The sequence below is a fragment of the Cellulosimicrobium cellulans genome (assembly GCF_016907755.1).
In the GTDB taxonomy this organism is placed as follows: Bacteria; Actinomycetota; Actinomycetes; order Actinomycetales; family Cellulomonadaceae; genus Cellulosimicrobium; species Cellulosimicrobium cellulans_D.
On the sequence record NZ_JAFBCN010000001.1, the window covers coordinates 2,063,711 to 2,088,284 of the forward strand.

Annotated in this window: 23 protein-coding genes; 14 read left to right on the forward strand and 9 right to left on the reverse strand. The window is 74.7% G+C overall.

Annotated features, from left to right (window positions below; genetic code table 11):
• Nucleotides 1–3 precede the first annotated feature (3 nt).
• The 7 genes from JOE63_RS08825 to JOE63_RS08855 all read left to right on the forward strand — a co-directional run bounded on the left by JOE63_RS08825 (nucleotide 4) and on the right by JOE63_RS08855 (nucleotide 4,980).
• Nucleotides 4–402, forward strand: coding sequence for a cytidine deaminase (locus JOE63_RS08825; RefSeq protein ID WP_087471560.1), 399 nt, complete (start codon nucleotides 4–6; stop codon nucleotides 400–402).
• 11 nt (nucleotides 403–413) lie between these two features.
• Nucleotides 414–1,763 carry a thymidine phosphorylase gene (locus JOE63_RS08830; protein WP_087472859.1) on the forward strand — a complete coding sequence of 450 codons (1,350 nt, stop codon included), beginning with the start codon at nucleotides 414–416 and terminating at the stop codon, nucleotides 1,761–1,763.
• A 2-nt stretch (nucleotides 1,764–1,765) separates the two neighbouring features.
• Entirely contained in the window at nucleotides 1,766–2,173 is a 408-nt protein-coding gene (locus tag JOE63_RS08835; protein WP_204540740.1) for a YidH family protein, read from the forward strand.
• Complete coding sequence (locus tag JOE63_RS08840; RefSeq protein ID WP_204540743.1) at nucleotides 2,170–2,517, forward strand: DUF202 domain-containing protein; 348 nt, start codon at nucleotides 2,170–2,172, stop codon at nucleotides 2,515–2,517. The genes JOE63_RS08835 and JOE63_RS08840 overlap by 4 nt, the downstream gene beginning before the upstream one ends.
• Entirely contained in the window at nucleotides 2,514–3,485 is a 972-nt protein-coding gene (locus tag JOE63_RS08845) for a hypothetical protein (RefSeq protein WP_204540746.1), read from the forward strand. Before JOE63_RS08840 ends, JOE63_RS08845 begins: the two co-directional genes overlap by 4 nt.
• 50 nt (nucleotides 3,486–3,535) lie before the next feature.
• Nucleotides 3,536–3,775 (forward strand): hypothetical protein, encoded by a 240-nt coding sequence (locus tag JOE63_RS08850; protein WP_204540749.1) that lies wholly within the window; start codon nucleotides 3,536–3,538, stop codon nucleotides 3,773–3,775.
• Between the two features lie 62 nt (nucleotides 3,776–3,837).
• Nucleotides 3,838–4,980, forward strand: a complete 1,143-nt coding sequence (locus JOE63_RS08855; RefSeq protein WP_204540752.1) for an adenosine deaminase — start codon at nucleotides 3,838–3,840, stop codon at nucleotides 4,978–4,980.
• A gap of 84 nt (nucleotides 4,981–5,064) precedes the next feature.
• On the opposite strand, the gene JOE63_RS08860 is transcribed toward JOE63_RS08855, so the two are convergent.
• The 5 genes from JOE63_RS08860 to JOE63_RS08880 form a co-directional block, all read right to left on the reverse strand.
• Complete coding sequence (locus tag JOE63_RS08860; protein ID WP_204540755.1) at nucleotides 5,065–5,997, reverse strand: aldehyde dehydrogenase family protein; 933 nt, start codon at nucleotides 5,995–5,997, stop codon at nucleotides 5,065–5,067.
• Nucleotides 5,997–7,469 (reverse strand): aldehyde dehydrogenase family protein, encoded by a 1,473-nt coding sequence (locus tag JOE63_RS08865; protein ID WP_204540758.1) that lies wholly within the window; start codon nucleotides 7,467–7,469, stop codon nucleotides 5,997–5,999. The genes JOE63_RS08860 and JOE63_RS08865 overlap by 1 nt, the downstream gene beginning before the upstream one ends.
• 18 nt (nucleotides 7,470–7,487) lie before the next feature.
• Complete coding sequence (deoC, locus tag JOE63_RS08870; protein WP_204540761.1) at nucleotides 7,488–8,549, reverse strand: deoxyribose-phosphate aldolase; 1,062 nt, start codon at nucleotides 8,547–8,549, stop codon at nucleotides 7,488–7,490.
• Between the two features lie 70 nt (nucleotides 8,550–8,619).
• Complete coding sequence (locus JOE63_RS08875) at nucleotides 8,620–10,470, reverse strand: phospho-sugar mutase (protein ID WP_204540764.1); 1,851 nt, start codon at nucleotides 10,468–10,470, stop codon at nucleotides 8,620–8,622.
• A gap of 1 nt (nucleotide 10,471) precedes the next feature.
• Nucleotides 10,472–11,323: a purine-nucleoside phosphorylase gene (locus JOE63_RS08880; protein ID WP_204540767.1), complete on the reverse strand. Its 852-nt coding sequence runs from the start codon at nucleotides 11,321–11,323 to the stop codon at nucleotides 10,472–10,474.
• Nucleotides 11,324–11,442: 119 nt separating this feature from the next.
• Here JOE63_RS08880 and JOE63_RS08885 point away from each other — a divergent pair, with 119 nt between their 5' ends.
• A complete protein-coding gene (locus tag JOE63_RS08885; RefSeq protein WP_087471570.1) occupies nucleotides 11,443–12,894 on the forward strand; it encodes an NAD(P)H-quinone dehydrogenase in 1,452 nt (483 codons plus the stop codon).
• A gap of 25 nt (nucleotides 12,895–12,919) precedes the next feature.
• Here the strand turns inward: JOE63_RS08885 and JOE63_RS08890 are convergent, their stop codons facing one another.
• The 3 genes from JOE63_RS08890 to JOE63_RS21415 form a co-directional block, all read right to left on the reverse strand.
• Nucleotides 12,920–13,513: a hypothetical protein gene (locus JOE63_RS08890; RefSeq protein ID WP_204540770.1), complete on the reverse strand. Its 594-nt coding sequence runs from the start codon at nucleotides 13,511–13,513 to the stop codon at nucleotides 12,920–12,922.
• A 1-nt stretch (nucleotide 13,514) separates the two neighbouring features.
• Nucleotides 13,515–13,988, reverse strand: a complete 474-nt coding sequence (locus tag JOE63_RS08895; protein ID WP_157759607.1) for a hypothetical protein — start codon at nucleotides 13,986–13,988, stop codon at nucleotides 13,515–13,517.
• Between the two features lie 144 nt (nucleotides 13,989–14,132).
• Nucleotides 14,133–16,256 (reverse strand): endonuclease/exonuclease/phosphatase family protein, encoded by a 2,124-nt coding sequence (locus JOE63_RS21415; protein ID WP_307840008.1) that lies wholly within the window; start codon nucleotides 16,254–16,256, stop codon nucleotides 14,133–14,135.
• Nucleotides 16,257–16,472: 216 nt separating this feature from the next.
• Between JOE63_RS21415 and JOE63_RS08905 the strand changes: the two genes are divergently transcribed.
• From JOE63_RS08905 to JOE63_RS08925, 5 genes are all read left to right on the forward strand, one after another.
• Nucleotides 16,473–17,960 (forward strand): CoA-acylating methylmalonate-semialdehyde dehydrogenase, encoded by a 1,488-nt coding sequence (locus tag JOE63_RS08905; protein WP_204543592.1) that lies wholly within the window; start codon nucleotides 16,473–16,475, stop codon nucleotides 17,958–17,960.
• Between the two features lie 7 nt (nucleotides 17,961–17,967).
• Entirely contained in the window at nucleotides 17,968–19,374 is a 1,407-nt protein-coding gene (locus tag JOE63_RS08910; protein WP_087471574.1) for an aspartate aminotransferase family protein, read from the forward strand.
• Nucleotides 19,375–19,435: 61 nt separating this feature from the next.
• Nucleotides 19,436–20,272, forward strand: a complete 837-nt coding sequence (locus tag JOE63_RS08915; RefSeq protein WP_204540773.1) for a nitrilase-related carbon-nitrogen hydrolase — start codon at nucleotides 19,436–19,438, stop codon at nucleotides 20,270–20,272.
• 46 nt (nucleotides 20,273–20,318) lie between these two features.
• Nucleotides 20,319–21,755, forward strand: coding sequence for a dihydropyrimidinase (hydA, locus tag JOE63_RS08920; protein WP_204540776.1), 1,437 nt, complete (start codon nucleotides 20,319–20,321; stop codon nucleotides 21,753–21,755).
• A gap of 25 nt (nucleotides 21,756–21,780) precedes the next feature.
• Nucleotides 21,781–22,851: a TIGR03842 family LLM class F420-dependent oxidoreductase gene (locus JOE63_RS08925; protein ID WP_087471577.1), complete on the forward strand. Its 1,071-nt coding sequence runs from the start codon at nucleotides 21,781–21,783 to the stop codon at nucleotides 22,849–22,851.
• Between the two features lie 7 nt (nucleotides 22,852–22,858).
• Here the strand turns inward: JOE63_RS08925 and JOE63_RS08930 are convergent, their stop codons facing one another.
• Nucleotides 22,859–24,052: an MFS transporter gene (locus tag JOE63_RS08930; protein WP_204540779.1), complete on the reverse strand. Its 1,194-nt coding sequence runs from the start codon at nucleotides 24,050–24,052 to the stop codon at nucleotides 22,859–22,861.
• Nucleotides 24,053–24,174: 122 nt separating this feature from the next.
• Here JOE63_RS08930 and JOE63_RS08935 point away from each other — a divergent pair, with 122 nt between their 5' ends.
• Nucleotides 24,175–24,495, forward strand: a complete 321-nt coding sequence (locus JOE63_RS08935; RefSeq protein ID WP_087471579.1) for an ArsR/SmtB family transcription factor — start codon at nucleotides 24,175–24,177, stop codon at nucleotides 24,493–24,495.
• The last annotated feature ends 79 nt before the right edge of the window (nucleotides 24,496–24,574 follow it).

Sequence of the window (24,574 nt, forward strand, 5' to 3'; positions counted from 1 at the left end):
CCGATGACGGACGTCGACTGGGACGCGCTGCGCGACGCCGCGCGCGAGATCATGACCCGCGCGTACGCCCCCTACTCGGGCTTCCCGGTGGGGGCGGCGGCGCTCGTGGACGACGGCCGCGTCGTCGTCGGGTGCAACGTCGAGAACGCCGCGTACGGCGTGACGCTGTGCGCCGAGTGCTCGCTCGTGAGCTCGCTCGTCGGGACGGGCGGGGGCCGCCTCGTGGCGTTCGCGTGCGTGGACCGGCACGGGGCGACCCTCATGCCGTGCGGTCGCTGCCGGCAGCTCCTGTGGGAGCACGGGGGCCCCGACCTGCTGGTCGACACCGTGCGTGGTATCAAGACGATGAAGGACGTGCTGCCCGACGCCTTCGGGCCCGAGGATCTGGAGGAACGCTCGTGACCAGCGACGACGTGACCCCGCAGGGTGGCGGGACCGAGGACCAGGAGGCTACGGCCGAGGGACCGGCGCCCGAGCCGTTCGACGCGGTCGACGTCATCCGGACGAAGCGTGACGGCGCGCGGCTCGACCCGGCGCAGATCGACTGGGTGATCGACGCCTACACGCGTGGCGTCGTCGCCGAGGAGCAGATGGCCGCCCTCGCGATGGCGATCTACCTCAACGGCATGGACCGCACCGAGATCGGCCGCTGGACGCAGGCGATGATCGCCTCGGGCGAGCGGATGGACTTCTCGGGGCTCTCGCGCCCGACGGCGGACAAGCACTCGACGGGGGGCGTGGGGGACAAGATCACGCTGCCGCTGGCCCCGCTCGTCGCGGTGTACGGCGTCGCGGTGCCGCAGCTCTCGGGGCGCGGCCTGGGGCACACGGGCGGCACGCTCGACAAGCTCGAGGCCATCCCGGGGTGGCGCGCCGCGCTGTCCAACGAGCAGATGATGAACGCGCTCGAGCACGTGGGCGCCGTGATCTGCCAGGCGGGCTCGGGGCTCGCGCCGGCGGACCGGCTGCTCTACGCGCTGCGCGACGTGACCGGGACGGTCGAGTCGATCCCGCTCATCGCGAGCTCGATCATGAGCAAGAAGATCGCGGAGGGCACGGGGGCGCTCGTCCTCGACGTCAAGGTGGGTTCCGGGGCCTTCATGAAGGAGCTGGGCTCGGCGCGCGAGCTCGCGCGGACGATGGTCGACCTCGGGACCGACGCCGGCGTGCGCACCGTCGCGCTGCTCACCGACATGTCGACGCCGCTCGGGCTCACCGCGGGCAACGCGCTCGAGGTGCGCGAGTCCGTCGAGGTGATGAAGGGTGCCGGGCCGCAGGACGTCGTCGACCTCACGGTCGCGCTCGCGCTCGAGATGCTCGCCGGGGCGGGTCACCCGCAGGACGAGGACGACGTGCGGCACGCGCTCGTGGGCGGGCGCGCGCTGGACAAGTGGCGCGAGATGATCGCCGAGCAGGGCGGCGACTCGCGTGCCCCGCTGCCGGTCGCGCGCGAGCGGGAGCACGTCGTCGCCGACCGCGACGGCGTCCTCGAGCGGCTCGACGCGTACGCCGTCGGGGTCGCCGCGTGGCGGCTCGGGGCGGGACGCGCGCGCAAGGAGGACCCGGTGCAGGCGGGCGCGGGCGTCGAGCTGTTCGCCAAGCCGGGGGACCCGGTGCGCAAGGGTCAGCACCTCATGACGCTGCACACCGACACGCCCGAGCGCTTCGAGCGGGCCGTCCAGGCGCTCGAGGGGGCGTGGGCGATCGCGGACCCGGGCACCGTCGTCGAGCGCCGGCCCGTCGTCCTGGACCGCGTCGACTGAGCGTGGCACCCGACGAGCCGGTCGCCGGCGAGCCGGCGGACACGCGGCGGCCGCGCTCCGTGTACGGGGTCGGGACCGAGCCCGACGCGCGGTTCAGCCTCGCCAACGAGCGCACCGCGCTCGCGTGGGTGCGGACCGGGCTCGGCCTCGTCGCGGGCGGCGTCGCGCTGACGTCCTTCGCGACGTTCGCCGACATGCCGGGCGTCCTCGACGTCGTCGCCGGCGTCGCGTGCCTCGTGGGCGCCGGGTTCGCGGGCTACGCGCTCGTCTCCTGGCGCCGCAACGAGCGTGCGCTGCGGCTGCGCCGGCGGCTGCCCGCCCCGAGCGGGCTGCCCGTGCTCGTGGCGGGGGTGGTGGTCCTCGCGCTGCTGCTCGCGGGCTACGCCGTGGGTTCGGCGAGCGGGCCGTGAGCACGCCGCCGGGAGAGGTGCCCTCGCCGCCGGTCCGGGACGAGGGCATGCAGCCGGAGCGCACGGCGCTCGCGTGGCAGCGGACGGTGCTCGGCGTCGTCGTGGGCGCGCTCCTGCTGGCCGGCGCGGGGCTCCGCTCGGGGTCGACGGTCACGGTCTGCGCGGCGGTCGCCGTCGGGGTGCTGGCGCTCGTCCCCGCCGTCCTGCGGCCCCCGACCGGCGGGCTGCCCGGCGACGGGCGGCTGTACTCGTGGTCCTTCCTGGTGCGCGTCGCGAGCCTCGTCGTCGTGCTGGCCGTCGTGGGCGCCGTCTGGGCGCTCGGCCGGGCGCTGGGGGCGGCATGAACCTCCGCGGCGGGCTCGGTGCGCTCCGCGTCACCGACCTCGTGCGGCTCGTGCCCGCGCGCGCGGTGCCGCAGCCGCCTCCCGGCGGCGTCTACCGGCCCGACGGCGGGACGGACCGGGCGCTCGACCTCGCCCGCCGCGCGGGCCACCCCGAGGGCCGGGTGCGCGCGCTCGCCGGCACGCTCGGTGCGCTCGATCCCAGGGCCCGGCACGCCGTCGTCGACCCGTTGGGCCGCGCGGCCCCCGGGCCGAGCGGCCCACGCGACCGCCGGGTCCGGCTGCTCGAGCTCGGCGGGGAGCCGGCGCGCCAGACCGACGCGACGACGTGCGGCTCGGCCGTGCTCGGGCTGCTCGCCGCGGCCGGCGACCCGGTGCTCGCGCTGTGGCTCGCCACGGGCCTGCGGCCGGGCGACGACCCCGGGCCGGGCGGCCGCTCCTGGCCGGGCGGTGCCGCGCGGTTCGCGGAGCTGCAGCGGGTGGTGAAGCGCCGCACCAACCACGCCGCCCTCGGCCCGTTGCCGTGGCCCGCGTCCCTCGGGACCCCGCCGTGGGGCGCCGCGCGGGCAGCGCGGCACGCGGACGTGCGGTACGTCGAGCGCGTCGTCGCCGGAGAGCGGGACGACCCCGTGGTCCGGGCAGCCCTCGCCGCGGCCGAGCGCGGTGCGCCCGTGCCGCTCTTCACCGGCGGCGACCTCGCCCTCGGCGTCGCGACCGCCGTGCCGCGCCACGTCGTGCTGCTCACCGACGTCGACGCCGACGACGGCACCGTGTCCGGCGCTCGGGCGCGGCGCTGCCGGGTCTACGAGCCGTCGTCGGGCACGGTGCACGACCTGGACGCGGCGTCGCTGCTCGACGGCGCCCGGCGGCCCGCGGTGCGGAGCGCGCTCGGGGGCTGGCCGCACGTCTGCTGGGCGCTCCTGCCCGTCGTCGGCCGGGCTGGCGAGGCCCCGCACCCGGCGAGAGGATGAAGAGAGCCGCCACGGCCGTGGTGCGCCGAGTCGTCAGGTGAGGAGTCGCGATGAGCACCGTGCCCGGGAACGACGCGTGGCGGGACGCCGGCCTGGTCGAGCAGGACGACGAGGTCGTGAGCCTGGTCGAGGAGTCGGAGGACGACGGCCCCGGCGTCGACGACGCCGAGCACGAGAGCGACGAGTACCGTCCGCGCACCGCGCGCCCCGACCTCGAGGGCGAGGCGAACGAGGCCGACGTCGTCGAGCAGGCGTCGGCCGTGCCGGGCGAGGAGGACGACTACGCCTGACCGGCCCGGGGAGCCCGGCCGTTCGGCGCGAGCGCAGGCGTACCGGCCGGTACCGTGAGCGCATGACCACCGAGAACGCCCCCCTGACGGTCGACGTCATCCGCTCGCTGCCCAAGGTCGTGCTGCACGACCACCTCGACGGGGGACTGCGCCCCGCCACGATCCTCGAGCTCGCCGCCGACGTTGGGCACCAGCTCCCGGCGGGCGACGCCGAGTCACTCGGCGCCTGGTTCGCCGAGTCGGCCGACTCCGGCTCGCTCGTGCGCTACCTCGAGACGTTCGACCACACGATCGCCGTGATGCAGACGCGTGACGCGCTCGCGCGCGTGGCGCGCGAGGCGGTGCTCGACCTCGCACGGGACGGCGTCGTGTACGCCGAGCAGCGGTGGGCGCCCGAGCAGCACCTCCAGCGCGGGCTGACGCTCCAGGAGACCGTCGACGCCGTGCAGTCCGGCATCGAGCAGGGCGTCGCCGAGGCTGCCGCCGAGGGGCGGACCATCCGCGTGGGGCAGCTCGTCACCGCCATGCGCCACGCCGACCGCTGGCAGGAGATCGCCGAGCTCGCCGTCGCGAACCGCGCGAACGGCGTCGTCGGGTTCGACATCGCGGGTGCCGAGGACGGGTTCCCGCCCTCGCGCCACGCGGAGATCTGGCGCTACCTCGCCGACGAGAACTTCCCCGTGACGATCCACGCGGGCGAGGCCGCCGGTCCGGCGTCGATCGCCGAGGCCGTGCACCTGGGGCAGGCGAGCCGCATCGGCCACGGCGTGCGCATCGTCGAGGACATCACGTTCGACGCTGAGCACCCTCACCGGTTCCCGCACAGCGCCGAAGGCGAGTCCGGGACGGCCGCGCTCGGCCTCCTCGCGCACTGGGTGCGCGACCACCAGATCCCGCTCGAGCTGTGCCCGTCGTCGAACGTGCAGACCGGGGCCGCGACGTCGGTCGCGGCGCACCCGATCACGCGGCTCAAGGAGCTCGACTTCGCCGTCACGCTCAACACCGACAACCGCCTCATGTCGCGCACGACGATGACGCAGGAGATGGCGCTGCTCGTCGAGCACGCCGGGTGGACGATCGACGACCTCGCCGACGTGACGATGACCGCCGCGTGGAGCGCGTTCGTCCACCACGACGAGCGCCGCGCGCTCGTCGACGACGTGATCCTCCCGGGCTACCAGGAGGTCCAGGGCGCGCAGCTCTGACGGAACCTGCAGACCCTCCCGCGGGTTGCTGACACGACCGTGGTGCCGTGATCGTCGATCACGGCACCACGGTCGTGTCGGGGGTCAGGCGCCCTTGGGGTGCCAGACCGTCTTGGTCTCGGTGAACGCGAGGATGCGCTGGGGGCGCGGGGCCTCGGTCCAGTCCGGCTCGGCGTCGTCTCCGCGGCGCCCGACGGCGGGGCGCAGGACGCGCTTGACGGAGTCGGCCGCGGCGGCCTCGAGCTCGCCCCACGCGACGCCCTCGGCGCCGACGGCGCCGGCGAGGTCGATCGCGTTGACGTCGAGGTGCGACGCGAGCGGGGGAGCGAGCTCCTTCGTGAAGCCGGTGAGGACGTTCACGACGCCGCCCGGGACGTCCGACGTCGCGAGCACCTCGGACAGCGTGACGGCCGGGATCGGGCGCCGCTCGCTCGCGACGACGATCACGGCGTTGCCCGTGACGAGCGGCGGGGCGATCGTCGAGACGAGGCCGAGCAGCGACGAGCGCTGCGGCGCGAGGACCACGACGACACCCGTCGGCTCGGGGGACGACAGGTTGAAGTAGGGACCGGCGACCGGGTTGGCGGAGCCGGAGATCTGCGCGATCTTGTCCGTCCAGCCCGCGTACCAGACCCAGCGGTCGATCGCCTCGGAGACGGCGAGCTCGGCCTGCCGGGCCGTCAGGCCCTCGCCCGACTGGACCTCGGCGACGAACTGCTCGCGGCGGCCCTCGAGCATCTCCGCGACGCGGTAGAGCACCTGCCCGCGGTTGTACGCCGTCGCGCCGGCCCACGTCGCCTGCGCGGCGCGCGCGGCGACGACCGCCTCGCGCGCGTCCTTGCGCGAGGCCTGGGCGACGTTCGCGAGGAACCGTCCCTTGGCGTCCGTCACCTCGTACGTGCGGCCCGACTCGCTGCGGGGGAACTTCCCGCCGACGTAGAGCTTGTACGTCTTGCGCACCCCGAGGCGCTCGGGCGCCGTGCGGGTCGCGGTGGGCGCCTTCGTCGTGCGGGCCATCAGTAGGTGCTCCCCTCGATCAGGTAGGGCGCCAGGCCGTGCCGGCCGCCCTCGCGTCCGTAGCCCGACTCCTTGTAGCCGCCGAACGGGCTGGTCGGGTCGAACCGGTTGAAGGTGTTGGACCACACGACGCCCGCGCGGAGCTGGTCGGCCATCCAGAGGATGCGCGACCCCTTCTCGGTCCAGATCCCCGCCGACAGGCCGTACGGGGTGTTGTTCGCCTTGGCCACGGCCTCGGACGGCGTGCGGAACGTCAGGACGCTGAGCACGGGGCCGAAGATCTCCTCGCGCGCGATGCGGTGCGCGGCGGAGACGCCGGTGAAGAGCGTCGGGGCGAACCAGTAGCCCGACGACGGCAGCTCGCAGTCCGGGCTCCAGCGCGTCGCGCCCTCGGCCGTGCCCGCGTCGGTGAGCTCGGTGATGCGCGCGAGCTGCTGCGGCGAGTTGATCGCGCCGACGTCGGTGTTCTTGTCCATCGGGTCGCCGACACGCAGCGTGCCGAGGCGGGCCTTGAGCCGGTCCACGAGTTCCTCGGCGATCGACTCCTGGACGAGCAGGCGCGACCCGGCGCAGCACACCTGGCCCTGGTTGAAGAAGATGCCGTTGACGATGCCCTCGATCGCCTGGTCGATCGGGGCGTCGTCGAACACGATGTTCGCGGCCTTGCCGCCGAGCTCGAGCGTCGCGTGCTTGCGCGTGCCCGCGATCTCCTGGGCGATGCGCTTGCCGACCGGGGTCGAGCCGGTGAACGCGATCTTGTCGACGTCCGGGTGGTTGACCAGCGCGGAGCCCGTGGCGCGCGCGCCGGTGACGATGTTCACGACGCCGGGCGGCAGCTCGGCCTGGCGCAGCAGGTCCGCGAAGAGGAGCGCCGTGAGCGGCGTCGTCTCGGCGGGCTTGAGGACGACCGTGTTGCCCGTCGCGAGCGCGGGGGCGATCTTCCACGCGAGCATGAGCAGCGGGAAGTTCCACGGGATGACCTGTGCGGCGACGCCGTGCGGGCGCGGGTCGGGGCCGTAGCCCGCGTGCTCGAGCTTGTCGGCCCAGCCCGCGTAGTAGAAGAAGTGCGCGGCCGCCGTCGGGACGTCGACGTCGCGCGACTCGCGGATCGGCTTGCCGTTGTCGAGCGTCTCGAGGACCGCGAACTCGCGCGAGCGCTCGGCGAGCAGGCGCGCGATGCGGAACAGGTACTTGGCGCGCTCGCGGCCCGGCATGGGGCCCCACACCTTCTCCTGCGCGCGGCGCGCCGCGCGGACGGCGCGGTCGACGTCCTCCTCGGTCGCCTCCGCGACCTCAGCGAGGACCTCCTCGGTGGCGGGGTTGACGGTCTTGAACGAGCCCGAGTCCGACGCGGGCGTGAACTCGCCGTCGATGAACAGGCCGTACGACGACGCGATGTCGACGACGGCGCGCGACTCGGGGGCCGGCGCGTACTCGAACGGCGAGCCGGCCGTGCTGGCTGTGGTGGTCATGGTGTCCTTCAGTCCGGCTCAGTCGACGGTCACGTAGTCGGGGCCCCAGTAGGCACCCGTGGCGAGCTTGTTGCGCTGCATCAGCACGTCGTTGAGCAGCGACGACGCCCCGAACCGGAACCAGTCCGGGTCGAGCCAGTCGCCGCCCGCGGTCTCGTTGACCGCGACGAGGTACTTGATCGCGTCCTTCGACGTGCGGATGCCGCCGGCGGGCTTGACCCCGATCGGGACGCCCGTGAGCGCCCGGAAGTCGCGCACGGCCTCGAGCATGACGATCGTCACCGGGAGCGTCGCGGCGGGGGAGATCTTGCCGGTGCTCGTCTTGATGAAGTCGGCGCCCGCGAGCATCGCGAGCCACGACGCGCGGCGCACGTTGTCGTACGTGGCGAGCTCGCCGGTCTCGAGGATGACCTTGAGGTGCGCGTGGTGCCCGTTCGCGCGGCACTCCTCGCGCACGGCGACGATGTCCTCGTAGACCTGGGAGTACCGGCCGGACAGGAACGCGCCGCGGTCGATGACCATGTCGATCTCGTCCGCGCCGGCCTCGACGGCGTCACGCGTGTCCGCGAGGCGCACCGCGCGGCTCGCGCGCCCCGACGGGAACGCGGTCGAGACGGCGGCGACCTTGACGCCCGTCCCGGCGAGCGCCTCGACGGCGACGGGCACGAGGTCGTTGTACACGCACACGGCCGCGGCGGACGGGCACGTCGGGTCCGCCGGCTCGGGGCGCACGGCCTTCGCGGCGAGCGCGCGCACCTTGCCGGGCGTGTCCGCGCCCTCGAGCGTCGTGAGGTCGACCATGCGGATGATCGTGTCGAGCGCCCAGGCCTTGGACGTGGTCTTGATCGAGCGGGTGCCCAGGGCGGCCGCGCGGCCGTCGGCGCCCACCTTGTCCACCCCCGGCAGCCCGTGCAGGTAGCGGCGCCAGGCGGTGTCGTCGAGGAGGGCGGAACCCGTCACGGAGCGCGCGAGATCGGCGATCTCCGCGGCGGACCGGTCGGCCGATCCCGGGGTCGCCGGGGCCGTTCCGGCACCCGCCCGGCCGGTCTCGGCGACCGACGTCGGTGTCGTTGTGCTCATCGCCCCAGGTTACCCGTCGGTACGGCTCGCGTCGGGTCCGGTGGGTACCCGGTGCGAGCCGTACCGGGGGTCACAGACCGAGGGCGCGCTGCATGTCGGCCGTGACGCGGTCGAGGCGGTCGCGCGCGGCGGCTCGGGCCGCCGTGAGGTCGGCGTGCGAGGCGTCGGGGTCGACGGGCAGCACGACCTCGAGGTAGCACTTCACCTTGGGCTCGGTGCCGCTCGGCCGGACGATGACCCGCGTGCCGTCGGCGGTGAGGATGCGCACGCCGTCGGTGGGCGGCAGGCCGTCGAGACCGGCCGACAGGTCGGCGACGTCCGAGACGCCGGCGCCGGCGAGCGTGCGCGGGGGAGCGGCGCGCAGGTGCGTCATCGTCTCGCCGATGCGGTCGAGGTCGGTGAACCGCGCGGAGAGCTGGTCGCTCACGTGGAGGCCGTGCTGGCGTGCCAGGTCGTCGAGCGCGTCGACGAGCGACCGGCCCTCGGCCTTGAGCCGGTTCGCGAGCTGCGCGACGAGCAGCGCGGCGCTGATCCCGTCCTTGTCGCGCACGTGCGCGGGGTCGACGCAGTAGCCGAGCGCCTCCTCGTACCCGAAGACGAGCCCGTCGACGCGCGAGATCCACTTGAAGCCCGTGAGCGTCGTCGCGAAGCCGAGGCCGTGCGCGGCGGCGATCTTCCCCAGCAGGCGGGAGGACACGACCGAGCACGCGAGCACGCCTCCGGCCGCACCGGACGCCGCGACGCGCCGCGCGACGTCGTCGCCGAGCAGCGCGCCGACCTCGTCGCCGTGCAGCATGCGCCACCCGTTGGAGCGGGCGGTCTCCGCGCCCTGGTACGTCCCGACGCGCGGGTCGAACACCGCGACCGCGCAGCGGTCGGCGTCGGGGTCGTTGGCGAGCACGACGTCGGCGCTCGCGTCCTGCGCGACGGCGAGCGCGAGGTCCATCGCGCCCGGCTCCTCGGGGTTGGGGAACGCGACGGACGGGAAGTCGGGGTTCGGGTCGAGCTGCTCCTCGACCGGCACGACGGTCGTGAAGCCCGCGTCGCGCAGGACGTGCGCCACCGTCTCGCCGCCCACGCCGTGCAGCGCCGTGGTGACGACCTTGAGCCGGCGGGGGGCGCCGTCGGACAGCGCGAGGACCGAGCGGACGTACGCGCCGACGACCTCCCGGTCCAGGACGGTCCAGCCCCCGCTCGCACGCGGGACCGACCGCGCCGGTCCGACGGCCGCGATCGCGGCGGCGATCCGGGCGTCGTACGGCGGGACGATCTGGGCGCCCTGGCCGGAGTCCGTGACGACGCGCCCGCCGAGGTAGACCTTGTACCCGTTGTCCGCCGGCGGGTTGTGGCTCGCGGTCACCATGACTCCCGCGTCCGCGCCGAGGTGGCGCACCGCGAACGCGAGGACCGGCGTGGGCAGCGCCGAGGGCAGGACCAGGACGTCCAGCCCGGCCGCCGTGAGCACGGCCGCGCTGTCGACCGCGAACGTGCGCGAGCGGTGCCGCGCGTCGAACCCGACGACGACGCGCGGCCGGGCCGCGCCGCCGGCGCCCGCGGGGCCGAGCGCGCCCCGCAGGTACGCCCCGAGCCCCGCCGCCGCGCGGATCACGACCGCGCGGTTCATGCGGTGCGGACCGGCGGCCATGCGCCCGCGGAGCCCGGCGGTCCCGAACTCGAGCGGCCCGGAGAACCGGTCCTGTAGCTCGGCGAGGGCGGCGGCGCGGACGTCGTGCTGGCGCGGGTCGGGCGAGTCGGCCAGGTCGAGCAGGTGCCGGAGCTCGTCCTGGTCGCCCGTGTCGACGTCGTCGTCGATCCACGCGGCCACGCGCTCGAGGAACGCGCCGCGGTCGGTCCCGGGGTCGAACGCCGGGTCGTCGGCGGCGTCCGCCGCACCCCGGTAGGCAGCAGTGCGGTCGGTCATGTCACACCAGCTTCGCGATGTCGGCCAGGAGTGCGCTGATCCGCGGTCCCGCGGCCTGGCCGGCCTCGATGACCTCGGCGTGGGAGAGCGGCGTCGGGCTGATCCCGGCGGCGAGGTTCGTCACGAGCGAGACGCCGAGCACATCCAGGCCGCAGTGGCGGGCCGCGATGGCCTCGAGCGTGGTCGACATGCCGACCAGGTCGGCGCCGAGGACCCCCGCCATCCGCACCTCGGCCGGGGTCTCGTAGTGCGGCCCGGGGAACTGCGCGTACACGCCCTCCGGGAGGCTCGGGTCGACGCGGTGCGCGAGCTCGCGCAGGCGCGGCGAGTAGACGTCCGTGAGGTCGACGAACGTCGGGCCCTCCAGCGGGCTGCGGGCCGTGAGGTTGATGTGGTCCGAGAGCAGCACGGGCGTGCCCGCGCCCCAGTCCCGGTTGAGGCCGCCGCACCCGTTGGTGAGGATCAGCGTCTCGGCGCCCGTGGCGGCGGCCGTGCGCACGCCGTGCACGACGGCGCGCACGCCCTTGCCCTCGTACAGGTGCGTGCGCGAGCCGAGCACCAGCGCGTGCCGGACCGAGCCGTCGGCGCGCTCGACCCGGATCGACCGGGTCACCGACAGGTGCCCCGAGACCGCGGGCGCGGAGAAGCCGGGGATCTCGTGCGTCGGGATCTCCGCGACGACGTCGCCCAGGAGCTCCGCGGCGCCGCCCCACCCCGAGCCCAGCACGAGCGCCAGGTCGTGCCCGTCGACCCCCGTCGCCTGCGCGATGTGGTCGGCGGCGGCCCTCGCCACGAGGAACGGGTCGGTCGCGGGGTCGTCGAGCGGGGGTGTGCTCGCAGGCGTCGTCGTCATGGTCGCAAGGCTAGTCCGTCCCCGGACGCCCGACCCGACGAGCGGGGACGTCGCCGCCCGGCCCTGACCGGCCCCGGCGTCTCGCATGCTGACACCGCGGGACGCGACGGCCTGACAGAATGTCCGGCGTGACGCACGCGAGCATCGACCATCAGGCCACCCGCATCGTCGTCCTCGGAGGTGGGCCCGGCGGCTACGAGGCCGCCCTCGTCGCCCGCCGGCTCGGGGCGGACGTGACCGTCGTCGAGCGCCAGGGCCTGGGCGGCGCGGCCGTGCTCACGGACGTCGTCCCCTCCAAGACGCTCATCGCGACCGCGGACTGGATGACCATCGCCGAGCGCGCCGCCGAGCTCGGCATCCGCCTGCCCGTCGACACCGCGAAGGCGCAGCACCCCGCGATGCGACGCCACATCGTCGACCTCGAGGCCGTGAACACGCGTGTCATGGCGCTCGCGGCCGCGCAGTCCGCGGACATCCACGCGCGCCTCGAGCGCGAGGGCGTGCGCGTCGTCATCGGCGCGGGCCGCCTCGACGGCCCGGAGCGCGTCGTCGTCGACTCGCCGGACGGCGCGGACGGGCCCCTCGTGCTCGACGCCGACGTGATCCTCCTCGCGGTCGGCGCGACGCCGCGCGTCCTGCCGACGGCGCAGCCCGACGGCGAGCGCATCCTCACGTGGACGCAGCTCTACAACCTGTCCGAGCTCCCGGAACGGCTGATCGTCGTCGGGTCGGGCGTCACCGGTGCCGAGTTCGCGGGCGCGTACAACGCGCTGGGGTCCGACGTCGTCCTCGTGTCGAGCCGCGACCGCGTGCTCCCGGGGGAGGACGCCGACGCGGCCGAGCTGCTCGAGGGCGTGTTCCGCTCGCGCGGCATGACCGTCATGTCGCGGTCCCGCGCCGAGTCCGCCGAGCGCACCGAGGACGGCGTGCGCGTCACCCTGTCAGATGGCCGGGTCGTCGAGGGCTCGCACGTCCTCATCGCCGTCGGCGCGGTCCCCTCGACGAGCGGCCTGGGCCTCGAGGAGGCCGGGGTCCGGCTCACGCCGAGCGGGCACGTCGAGGTCGACAAGGTGTCACGCACGTCCGTGCGCGGCATCTACGCGGCCGGCGACTGCACCGGCGTGCTGCCGCTCGCGTCCGTCGCCGCGATGCAGGGCCGCGTCGCCATGTCGCACGCGCTCGGCGACGCCGTCGTGCCGATCAAGCTGCGGACCGTCGCGGCGAACATCTTCACCGCACCCGAGATCGCGACCGTCGGGTACAGCGAGGAGCAGCTCAAGGCGCAGAGCAGCAAGTACGTCACGACCGTGCTGCCGCTCGCGCGCAACCCGCGCGCCAAGATGCTCGGCATGCGCGACGGCTTCGTCAAGCTCTTCGCGCACCCCGAGGCGGGGGTCGTCCTCGGCGGGGTCGTCGTCGCGCCGCGCGCGAGCGAGCTCGTGTTCCCCATCACGCTCGCCGTGTCGCACCGGCTCACGGTCGACGACGTCGCGTCGGCCTTCACCGTCTACCCGTCGCTCTCGGGGTCCATCGCCGAGGTCGCGCGCATGCTGCACCACCGCGAGGACTGAGCGCGGCGGCTCTCGGCCGGGCTCCTCAGCCGAGCACGTCGACGAGCCGCCGGGCGCTCGCGGCCGGGTCGTCCGCGCCCGTGAGGAACGTCCGGTGCGCCAGACCGCGCGTCCCGGCGTCGTCGAACCACTCGGCGAGGAAGTCGTGGCCGTCACGGACCCAGTCCGTGCCCTTCGCCGCGACCGACCGCGCCCGCAGCACCGCCAGGGCGTGCTCGCGGTCGGCGCCGGGCAGGACGAGGACGACGTGCGGCACGGGCGCGAGCGCCGCGCGGACGCGGTCCAGGCACGCCGGGTCCGTGTACGACGCGTGCCCGGCACCCAGCGCGAGCACCGCGCCGGGATGGTCGGCGACCGCACGCTCGACGGCGTGCGCCCGCGCAGGCTCCCACTCCCGCTCGGCGGCGACCCGGCCGACCACCGCGATGCGCTCGACGAGCCGGTCGACGCTCCACCCGACGTCCGGGTAGTAGCGGTCGGCGACGGCGTCGAGGTCGACGAACGCGACCCCGAGCAGCCCGGCGACGAGCCCGCCGAGCGTGGACTTGCCGGTGGCCGCAGGGCCGAGCAGGACGAGGACCGGCGCGACGGCCCGGCCGTCGACCTGGTGCTGCGACACGTCAGAGCCGACCGTCCAGGCGCAGCGTCCCGTCCGCGAACGCCAGCTCGGTGAGCTGGAACCCGGGGAAGGTGTGCTCGAGCACCCCGCCGAGCAGCGCCTGCACGTCGACCGCGACCCGCGCCTCGGGCAGCACACGCACGGCCTCGGGCGGCAGGTCCTTCGAGCGCAGCGCGCTCTGGAGGGGTGCTTCGACGAAGCCGAGCAGCTTGTGCGCGGGCAGCCCGGCGGCATGGGCCTCGACCGCGAGCACCGCGGTGCCCGCCACGACCGACTCGACGTGCAGCGTCGCCCGGACCACGGGGACCAGCCGCGCGGCGAGCTTGAGCGCCGACGGCGGGTCCGGCACCTCGCGCAGGTCGACGACCACCCGCACGTCGTCGCCCTCGCTCGTCACCGAGCGCACGTACGGCGGCAGCCCGCCCGTCGCGCGCGCTATCTCGACGGCCTCGGTCACGGTCAGCTCGATACGCACCCGCCGACCCTAACGCGGCCAGGTGAGAACCGAGTCGCACGGGGTAGAGCCGTGGTCGCGCGGGGTAGAACCCTGGTTGCGCGGGGACAGGGCCGTGGTCGCGCGGCCACGGGTCTGTCAGACCGCGGGCCGCGGACGCGGCCGTCAGCCGCGCGCGCGGAGCTCGGCGAGCAGGGGGCGGTGGTCGGAGGCGGTGACGTCGAGGACCTCGAAGGAGCGGAACGTCACGGCGTCGGACCCGAAGACCCAGTCGATACGGTGCGCCGGGGCGACCGCGGGTGACGTGAGCGCGTCGGGGTCGCCGGCGACGTCCTGACCGCTCTCGAGGCCGTGCTCCTCGAGGAGCGTGATCTCGTCCCAGCCGGGCTCGGCGTTGAGGTCGCCCGCGAGGACGTACGCGCCGTCCACGGGCTCGTCGGCCAGGAGCGTACCGAGCTGGTCGAGCCGGGTCGGGGTGTTCTCCTCGCGGTGCTGCAGGTGCACGGACGTCACCCGGACCGGGACGCCCGCGGCGTCGAGCGTCGCGGAGACCGCGGAGCGCTCCTGCGGCCCGGCACCGTAGGGCAGGGCGTGGCGCGCGACGTCGGCGAGGTCGCCGCGCAGGGGGTCCCAGAGGATCGCGTTGCCGAACTGCCGGTCCGCCGCGGGGACGAAGACGACGCGCATCCCGGTCTGGCGGGCGAGGTACGTCGCCATGTCGGCGCCGCCGCCGAGCACCCAGCCGCGGGACACCTCCTGGAGCGTGACGACGTCTGCCCCGGAGTCGTCGATCGTCGCGACCATCTCGTCGAGCCGGACCGACGGGTCGGCGCTCACGCCGTAGTGCAGGTTCCAGTCGAGCAGCCGGAGGTCGCCCGCCGGGTAGTCGGCGACGGACGGGGTCGTGGCCGGCACGTGGACCTGCGTCACGCCGACGAGCGCGAGCACCGCGACCGCCCCGCCGACGGCGAGCACCGGGACCTCGGCGCGACCGGCGGCGGGCGTCGTGCCCGACGCCGCGGGGTCGCCCGCGGAGGCCGTGGCGCCCCGGGAGCGGAGTCCGGCGACGACGGCGGGCACGGCGAGCGCGAGCGCCGCGGCGACAGGGACGAGCGTGTGCGGGAACGGGAGCGGGACGTCGTACTCGAGCTGGTACCCGAGCAGGGGGACCGCCACCCCGAGCCCGGCGACGCTCGCGGCGCCGGCGAGGCGCAGCCAGGTGAGCGGGCGCGCGGTGCGCGTCAGGGCGAGAGCGAGCGTGCGGGCCGCGACGGGGACGAGGAGCACGAGCAGGACGAGGAGCGCCCAGCCCCCGACGGCCCCCGGCCCGTCCAGGCGCGGCACGGCGAGGAACACGACGGCGACGCCCACGACGAGCAGGGCGGGGGACACCCACGGCGATCCCGGCGGGGTCGAGCGGCCCGCCCAGGGGACGAACCACGCGGCGAGCACGGCGGCGACGGCGAGCGCGGCGACGGCGAACGGCAGGGCGACGCCCGTCTGGGACGCGGCGAACGCGGGGTTGGCGAGCGCCTGCACCACGAGCGCGACGAACGGGCCGAGCACCCACAGCCCGCGTGACCCCGGCCAGGCGGCGCGCCCCCGGAGCGCCCACGCGCACGCGACGGCACCGGCGGCGACCACGACCGTCACGACCCATCCCGCGACGTCGGCGCGCCAGTACGCGTCCCAGGTGCCGAGGACCGCGCTCAGCGCCCCGGCGAGCAGCGCGCCGAGCACGATGCCGACGGCGACGAGCGACCCGCGCGCGAGCGGCGGGGCCGCGGTGCGGACCGGAGTCGGCCCCGGCGCGGCGTCGATCCCGGGCGCCGGGTCCGCACCACCTGCCGGTCCGCCCGTCCCGCTCGCGAACGCGGCCACGAGCACGAGCACGCCGATCCCGAGCGCGACCGTCGCGAGCCCGACGCCGTAGCGCACGAGCCCGAGGTCGACGCCCCCGGCGATGGCGGCGCCGAGGCCTTGGAGAGCGAGGCGCGCGACGGCGAGCGACGCCACGGCGAGCAGCACGACCTTGCCCGTGAGCTCGAGCCGCGCCGCGATCATCACGACGAGGACGCCGGGCGCGGCGTACGTCGCGAGCGCCGTGAGCGCCACGGTGACGACGCCCGCGGAGAACGCGTGGTCGTGCAGCGGGCCGCTGGACCGCACGAGCTCGACGACGATCGCCGTGACCGTCACGACGAGCAGGAGCGGGACGAGGTTCGCCCGGTCGGGCCGGGCGGCGGACCGTGGCACGGGCCGCGGGGACGGGGGCTGCGCTGCGCTCACGAGGCACGACGCTACCGGGCGGGCGATGTGATCCGCACCACACGATCGGGTCTTCCGTGCCAGACTGAGGGATCGGCTGCGACGGCGCGCCACCACCTCGGCGCGCGAGGAGGCGAGGACGTGGAGACGACCGCGGGGATCTCTCCGGTCGCGGAGGGCGCCACGAGCGCCCCGACCGCGACGGACGACGGGCAGGGGCGTGCCGGGGAGGCGCGCATCGGGCACTGGGTCGCGGGCCGTGCGCGGTCCGACGCGGAGCGGTACGGACCGGTCCACGACCCGGCGACGGGCGCGGTCACGGGGCGGGTCGCGCTCGCGTCCGCGGAGGACGTCGACGCCGCGGTCGCGGCGGCGCGGGACACCTTCCCTGCGTGGCGCGCGACGAGCGTGTCACGTCGTGTCGAGATCCTCTTCGCGTTCCACCAGCTCCTCGTGGAGCACCGCGACGAGATCGCGGCGGTCGTGAGCGCCGAGCACGGCAAGGTGCTCTCCGACGCGGCGGGCGAGGTCGCCCGCGCGCTCGAGTGCGTCGAGTTCGCGTGCGGGATCGGCCAGCTCCTCAAGGGCGGGTACACCGAGCAGGCGTCGTCGGGCGTGGACGTGCACGAGGTCAAGCAGGCCCTCGGCGTCGTCGCCTGCATCACGCCGTTCAACTTCCCGGCCATGGTGCCGCTGTGGATGATCCCGAACGCGATCGCGTGCGGGAACACGGTCGTGCTCAAGCCGAGCGAGCGCGACCCGTCGGCGTCGCTCGTCGTCGCGCGGCTGCTCCAGGAGGCCGGGCTGCCCGACGGCGTCGTGAACGTCGTGCAGGGCGACCGGGTCGCGGTGGAGCGCCTGCTGGAGCACCCCGACGTGGAGGCCGTGAGCTTCGTCGGCTCGACGCCCGTCGCCCGCCACGTGTACGAGACGGGGACGCGGCACGGCAAGCGGGTCCAGGCCCTCGGCGGCGCGAAGAACCACATGGTGGTCCTGCCCGACGCCGACGTGGACGTCGCGGCGGACGCGGCAGTCTCCGCGGCGTACGGGTCGGCGGGCGAGCGGTGCATGGCGGTCTCCGTGCTCGTCGCCGTGGGCGCGGTGGCCGACCCGCTCGTCGCGGCGATCCGCGAGCGCGTGGCGCGCCTCGTCGTCGGGCCGGGCTCCGACCCCGCGTCCCAGATGGGGCCGCTCATCACGGCCGAGCACCGCGACCGGGTCGCGGCGCGCGTCGGCACGGCGGCCGAGGAGGGCGCGACGCTCGTCGTCGACGGCCGCCAGGCGCCCGCGGGCGCAGGGGATCTGGGGGAGGGGTTCTTCCTGCACCCCACGCTCGTCGACCACGTGCGTCCCGAGCACACGGTGTACCGCGAAGAGATCTTCGGGCCGGTCCTGTCCGTCGTGCGCGCGGAGTCCTACGAGGAGGCCGTCGGGCTCGTGAACGACAACCCGTACGGCAACGGCGCGGCGATCTTCACGCGCGACGGCGGCGCGGCGCGCGCGTTCGAGATCGACGCCCGGGCGGGCATGATCGGCGTCAACGTCCCCATCCCCGTGCCGGTCGGCTACTACTCGTTCGGCGGCTGGAAGAGCTCGCTGTTCGGCGACCTGCACGTCTACGGACCGGAGAGCGTGCAGTTCTACACGCGCACCAAGGTCGTCACGACGCGCTGGCCCGACCCGTCGACGGCGGGCGTCGACCTCGGCTTCCCCCGGACCCGGTGAGCGACCGATGACGACGGAGGAGCTCGCCCGGCGCACGTCGCGCACGCGTGCCGACGACCGGTACGTCTTCCACTCCTGGTCCGCGCAGGGCGCGATCGACCCGCTACCCGTCGCGGGCGGCGAGGGCGCGTGGTTCTGGGACGAGGACGGCAACCGCTACCTCGACTTCGCGTCGCAGCTCGTCAACCTCAACCTGGGCCACCAGCACCCGCGGCTCGTCGCGGCGATCCAGGCCCAGGCGGGGCGGCTCGCGACCGTGGGACCGACGTTCGCGAACGACGTGCGGGGCGAGCTCGCGCGGCTCATCACGGAGCGCGCGCCGGGCGCGCGAACCCGCGGTCCGGCGGGAGGGACGGGCGACGAGCGGCGGTGGCGCGTCTTCTTCACCAACGGCGGCGCGGACGCCGTCGAGAACGCGGTGCGCCTCGCGCGCCTGCACACGGGGCGCGCCAAGGTGCTCTCCGCGTACCGGTCGTACCACGGCAACACCACGACGGCGATCTCGCTCACGGGCGACCCGCGGCGCTGGCCCAACGAGGTCGCGCCCGACCCGCACGTGCGCCACTTCCTCGGGCCCTACACGTACCGGTCGTCGTTCGGGGCGCGCGACGACGCGGAGGAGGGGGTCCGTACGCTCGCCCACCTGCGGGAGGTCGTGCAGCTCGAGGGGCCCGGGACGATCGCGGCGATCCTGCTCGAGACGATCGTCGGGACCAACGGCGTGCTGATCCCGCCCGACGGCTACCTCGCGGGCGTGCGCGCGCTGTGCGACGAGCACGGGATCCTCCTGGTGACCGACGAGGTGATGGTCGGGTTCGGCCGCGTGGGCGAGTGGTTCGCGGTGGACCGGTGGGGCGTCGTGCCCGACCTCGTGACCTTCGCCAAGGGCGTGAACTCGGGCTACGTCCCGCTCGGGGGCGTGGTCGTCGGCGAGCACGTCGCGCGAACGTTCGACGACCGCGTGTTCCCCGGCGGCCTCACCTACTCCGGCCACCCGCTCGCGTGCGCGGTCGGGGTCGAGACGGTCCGCACGTTCGAGGACGAGGGGATCCTGGAGCGGGTGCGCGCGCTCGGCGCCGACGTGATCGGGCCGCGACTGCGCGACATGGCCGCCCGGCACCCGAGCGTCGGTGAGGTCCGCGGGCTCGGGTTCTTCTGGGCGGTCGAGCTCGTGCGCGACCGCGAGACGCGCGAGCCGCTCGTCCCGTTCAACGCGAGCGGGCCGGCCGCCGCGCCGATGGGCGCGGTCGTCGCCGCGGTCAAGGAGCGCGGCGTGTGGCCGTTCGTGCACTTCAACCGCCTGCACGTCGCGCCGCCGCTCGTCACGTCCGCCGACGACCTCGAGCACGGCCTCGCCGCGATCGACGCGGCCCTCGACGTCGCCGACGAGCAGGCCGAGGCGGTGCGGGCATGAAAAGGGTCCGGTTCGCGCCCCCAGACCAGGCCCATTCCATGCCCACAACTGAGGAGGGGTCATGACCACCGTACGTGCCGCGCTCACCCAGGTCCGCTGGACGGGCGACAAGGAGTCGATGATCGACGTCCACGAGAAGCACCTGCGTGACGCCGCCGACCAGGGTGCGAAGCTCGTGTGCTTCCAGGAGCTGTTCTACGGGCCGTACTTCTGCCAGGTGCAGGACGCCGCGTACTACGCGTACGCCGAGTCGGTCCCCGGCCCCACGGTCGAGCGGTTCTCGGCGCTCGCGGCCGAGCTGGGGACCGTCGTCGTGCTGCCCGTCTACGAGGAGGAGCAGCCGGGCGTGCTCTACAACACCGCGGCGGTGATCGACGCCGACGGGCGCTACCTCGGCAAGTACCGCAAGACGCACATCCCGCACGTGCGCGGGTTCTGGGAGAAGTTCTACTTCCGCCCCGGCAACCTGGGCTACCCGGTGTTCGACACCGCCGTCGGGCGCGTGGGCGTCTACATCTGCTACGACCGGCACTTCCCCGAGGGCTGGCGCGCGCTCGGGCTCAACGGGGCGGAGATCGTGCTCAACCCCAGCGCGACGAGCCGCGGGCTGTCGAACTACCTGTGGAGGCTCGAGCAGCCGGCGGCGGCGGTCGCGAACGAGTACTACGTCGGTGCGATCAACCGCGTGGGCGTCGAGGACCTGGGCGACGACGACTTCTACGGCACGTCGTACTTCGTCGACCCCGAGGGCGCGTTCGTCGGGGAGCCCGCCGACGACCACGAGGAGGAGCTCGTCGTGCGCGACCTCGACCTGGACCTGCTGCGCGTCGTGCGCGACCGGTGGCAGTTCTACCGCGACCGCCGGCCCGACGCCTACGACGACCTCACCCGGCCGTGACCGGCGACCCCCCGCACACCACCCGACCGAGACGGGAGAGCACGCGATGCCGCACACGCTGATCCGGGGAGGGACCGTCGTCGGACCCACGGGCTCGACGCTCGCCGACGTGCTGGTCGACGGCGAGCAGGTCGCCGCGCTGCTGCGGCCCGGGGACACGAGCCTCGGGGCCGACCTGGCCGCGAACGCCGAGCGCGTGATCGACGCGACGGGCAAGTACGTCATCCCCGGCGCGGTCGACTGCCACACGCACATGGAGCTGCCGTTCGGCGGGACGAACGCGTCGGACACGTTCGAGACCGGCACGCGGGCCGCGGCCTGGGGCGGGACGACGACGATCGTCGACTTCGCGGTCCAGCGCACCGGGGAGCGGGTCCAGGACGGGCTCGCCGCGTGGCACGCCAAGGCGGACGGGCGGTGCGCGATCGACTACGGGTTCCACCAGATCCTCGGCGGCGTCGACGACGACTCGCTCAAGGCCATGGACGAGCTCGTCACCGAGGGCATCACGAGCTTCAAGCTCTTCATGGCCTACCCGGGCGTGTTCTACAGCGACGATGGGCAGATCCTGCGCGCGATGCAGAAGGCGCGCGACAACGGGTCGGTGATCATGATGCACGCCGAGAACGGCATCGCGATCGACGTGCTCGTGCGCGAGGCGCTCGACCGCGGCGACACCGCCCCGTACTTCCACGGCACGAGCCGCCCGTGGGAGACCGAGGAGGAGGCGACGCACCGCGCGATCATGCTCGCGCGCCTGACCGGGGCGCCGCTGTACGTCGTGCACATGTCGGCCAAGCAGGCGGTGGCGACGCTCGCGCGGGCCCGCGACGAGGGGCACAACGTGTTCGGCGAGACGTGCCCGCAGTACCTCTACCTGTCGCTGGAGGAGCAGCTCGGCGCGCGCAGCGAGGAGTGGGGCGACTTCGAGGGCGCCAAGTGGGTCTGCTCGACGCCGCTGCGGTCGCGCGCCGAGGGGCACCAGGACGAGCTGTGGCGGTACCTGCGCACGGGCGACCTGTCCGTCGTGAGCACCGACCACTGCCCGTTCTGCATGAAGGAGCAGAAGGAGCTCGGCCTCGGCGACTTCTCGAAGATCCCCAACGGGATCGGCGGCGTCGAGCACCGCCTCGACCTGCTCTACCAGGGCGTCGTCGACGGGCGGATCACGCGCGAGCGGTGGGTCGAGCTGTGCTGCACGACGCCGGCCCGCATGTTCGGGCTCGACGGCCGCAAGGGCGTGCTCGCCCCGGGCGCGGACGCCGACGTCGTCGTCTACGACCCCGCGGGGCGCACGTCGATCGGGTACGGGAAGACGCACCACATGAACATGGACCACTCCGCGTGGGAGGGGTTCGAGGTCGCCGGGCACGTGGACGTCGTGATGTCGCGCGGGCGCGTGGTCGTCGAGGACGGCACGTACCACGGGAGCCCCGGGCACGGGCGGTTCCTGCGCCGCGGGCTGTCGGCGTACCTGCGCTGAGCGCGGGCCTGGATCGGAGGCGGGCATGGACCTCGGCGTGGTGCTGCAGAACGACCCGCCCGCGTGGCGGGTCGTGGACCTCGCGCGGCAGGCGGAGACGTACGGCTTCTCGCACGTGTGGACGTTCGACTCGCACCTGCTGTGGGAGGAGCCGTTCGTCGTCTACTCCCAGATCCTCGCCGCCACGCACCGGGTGACGGTGGGCCCGATGGTCACCAACCCCGCCACGCGCGACGTCACGGTCACCGCCTCGCTCTTCGCGACGCTCAACGAGATGTTCGGCAACCGGACGATCTGCGGGATCGGTCGCGGCGACTCCGCCGTGCGCGTGATCAACGGGAGGCCCGTGACGCTCGCCGAGCTGCGCGAGGCGATCGGCGTGATCCGTGGCCTCGCGTCGGGCGAGGCGGTGGAGTACCGCGGCTCGACGCTGCGGCTGCCGTGGAACCCTGACTCCCGGCTCCCGGTGTGGGTGGCCGCGTACGGGCCCAAGGCGCTCGCGCTCACCGGCGAGGTGGGCGACGGGTTCATCCTCCAGCTCGCCGACCCCGACGTCGTCGCCTGGTCCGTCGCGGCCGTGCGCGCCGCCGCCGAGCGGGCGGGACGCGACCCCGACGCGGTGCGCATCTGCGTCGCCGCGCCTGCCTACGTGACGGGCACCGCGCCGTCGAACGGGGAGGCCGGACGGCGCGCGCTCGCGCACGCCTACGACCAGTGCCGGTGGTTCGGCGGGATGGTGGGCAACCACGTCGCCGAGATCGTCGCGCGCTACGGCCCGGGCGGGTCGGAAGAGGGCGCGGGCGTGACGATCCCGCACGCGCTCACCGACTTCGTGGCCGGGCGCGAGGGGTACGACTACAACGAGCACGGGCGCGCGGGCAACACGCACACGGCGTTCGTCACCGACGAGATCGTCGACCGGTTCTGCCTCGTCGGACCGGCGGAACGGCACGTGGAGCGGCTGCGCGAGCTCGCCGCGCTCGGCGTCGACCAGTTCGCCGTCTACCTCCAGCACGACGCCAAGGACGAGACCCTGCGCGCGTACGGCGAGACGATCGGCCCGGCCGTCCACCGGCTCGCGCCGACCCGGGGGTGAGCCAGGCTCAGCCCCGGCTCCGCCAGCGGAGCACGGCCGCTGTCGCGGCCAGCAGCGCCACCACGACCCCGTAGGCGGACGTCGTCGCGAGGAGCCCGGCGGACGGTGTCACCAGGCCCGCCACGACGGCAGGGACGCCGAACGCCAGGTACGACACGACGTAGACGACGGCGAAGGCCTCGGCTCGCTCGTCGGGCCGCAGCAGCGGGACGACCGAGCGGAGGATGCCGGCAAACGCCGTCCCGAAGCCCGTCCCCGTCACCACGACGGCAGCGAGGTAGGCGGGTTCCGAGCCGACGGCGAGCCCCGCCAGCGTCAGGAGGGTGCCGACCGAGAGCGCGGCCGTGCCGTAGATCGTCACCGCGCGGGCGCCGTACCGGTTCGAGACGAGGACCGCGAGCGCGCCGGCCCCGGCGAGCAGAGCGACCGTCAGCCCCTGCACGAGATGACCTGCGCCGTCGAACCGGGTCCGGACGACGGCCGCGCCGAGCGACAGGAACAGGCCGCCGGTCGCCCACCCGGCGACGATCGCCGGAGCGCTGCGGGCGAGCAGGCCGCGGATCGGGGGTGGGATCGCGACCCGCGGGCGCAGCGAGGCCAGCAGCCCGGCGCGCCGTGGCGCGGTCTCGGGGACCAGCCGCACTCCGACGGCGAGCAGCAGCGCGAGCGCGGTGAGACCGCCGAAGACGTCACGCAGGGCGGCGCCTGTGAGGTCGAGCACGGCGCCCGCGACGAGCGCACCGACGGCGAGCCCGGCCATCGGTGCGACCCCGTTGGCCAGCGCGGCGAGCCCCGGGCGGTTCGGCGGTTCGAGGTCGGTCACGACGGTCGACAGGGTCGAGAGCAGCAGGCCGCTCGCGACGCCCTGGAGGACACGGGCCGCGACGAGGAGGTTCACGGCGTCGGCGTGCCAGAACAGCGCGAAGCTCCCGGCGAGGAGCAGGAACCCGATCGTCACGACGGGGCGTCGCCCGACGTGGTCGGACACGGACCCGAAGACGAGCAGGGTCACGAGGAGCGCGAGGGCGTAGACCGCGAACACCGTCGTCATGACCCAGGGCGCGAGCCCGAGGGACGTCTGGAGACCCGGGTAGAAGGGCGACGGCGCGCTGGCGCCGGCCATCATCACGACCGTCGCGGCGACGGCGACGGCGAACCCGGCGTGAACCCGCCGCGGGGTCGGGCCGGCAGCTCGGGTCACGATCCGGTCCACGCCCGCTCGGACGTCGCTCAGGGGGGTCACTCCTGCTCCCATGGTTCGAATCGTTTGGAACCGTCGGAGCGTAGCCCGGCGTCGCTCGATCGTGCAACAATTGTCGAACCATGGTCTCCTCCACCGAGCTGCCGCACCCCGAGCGCGCCCAGATCACCCTCGGCGGCGTGCTCTTCGCGCTCAGCGACACCGATCGGCTCGCGATCGCCCGCCAGCTCGCCGACGGCCCCCTCGACATGGCCGCCTGCCACCTCAGCGACCCGTCGATGCCGAAGTCCACGAAGTCCCACCTGATGAAGGTGCTGCGCACGGCCGGCGTCATCCGCAACGAGCCGAACGGGCGTGGCCGTCGCCTCACGCTCCGACGAGACGACCTCGACGCGCTCTTCCCGGGGCTGCTCGACGCCGTCCTCAGCGCCGCGGACCGCTGAGCACGGTCGGACGCGTACCGGGGTGACCGAGCCCACGCCGGGCTGACGATCGCGGGGACCTTCGGCCCTGTCCGGGCGT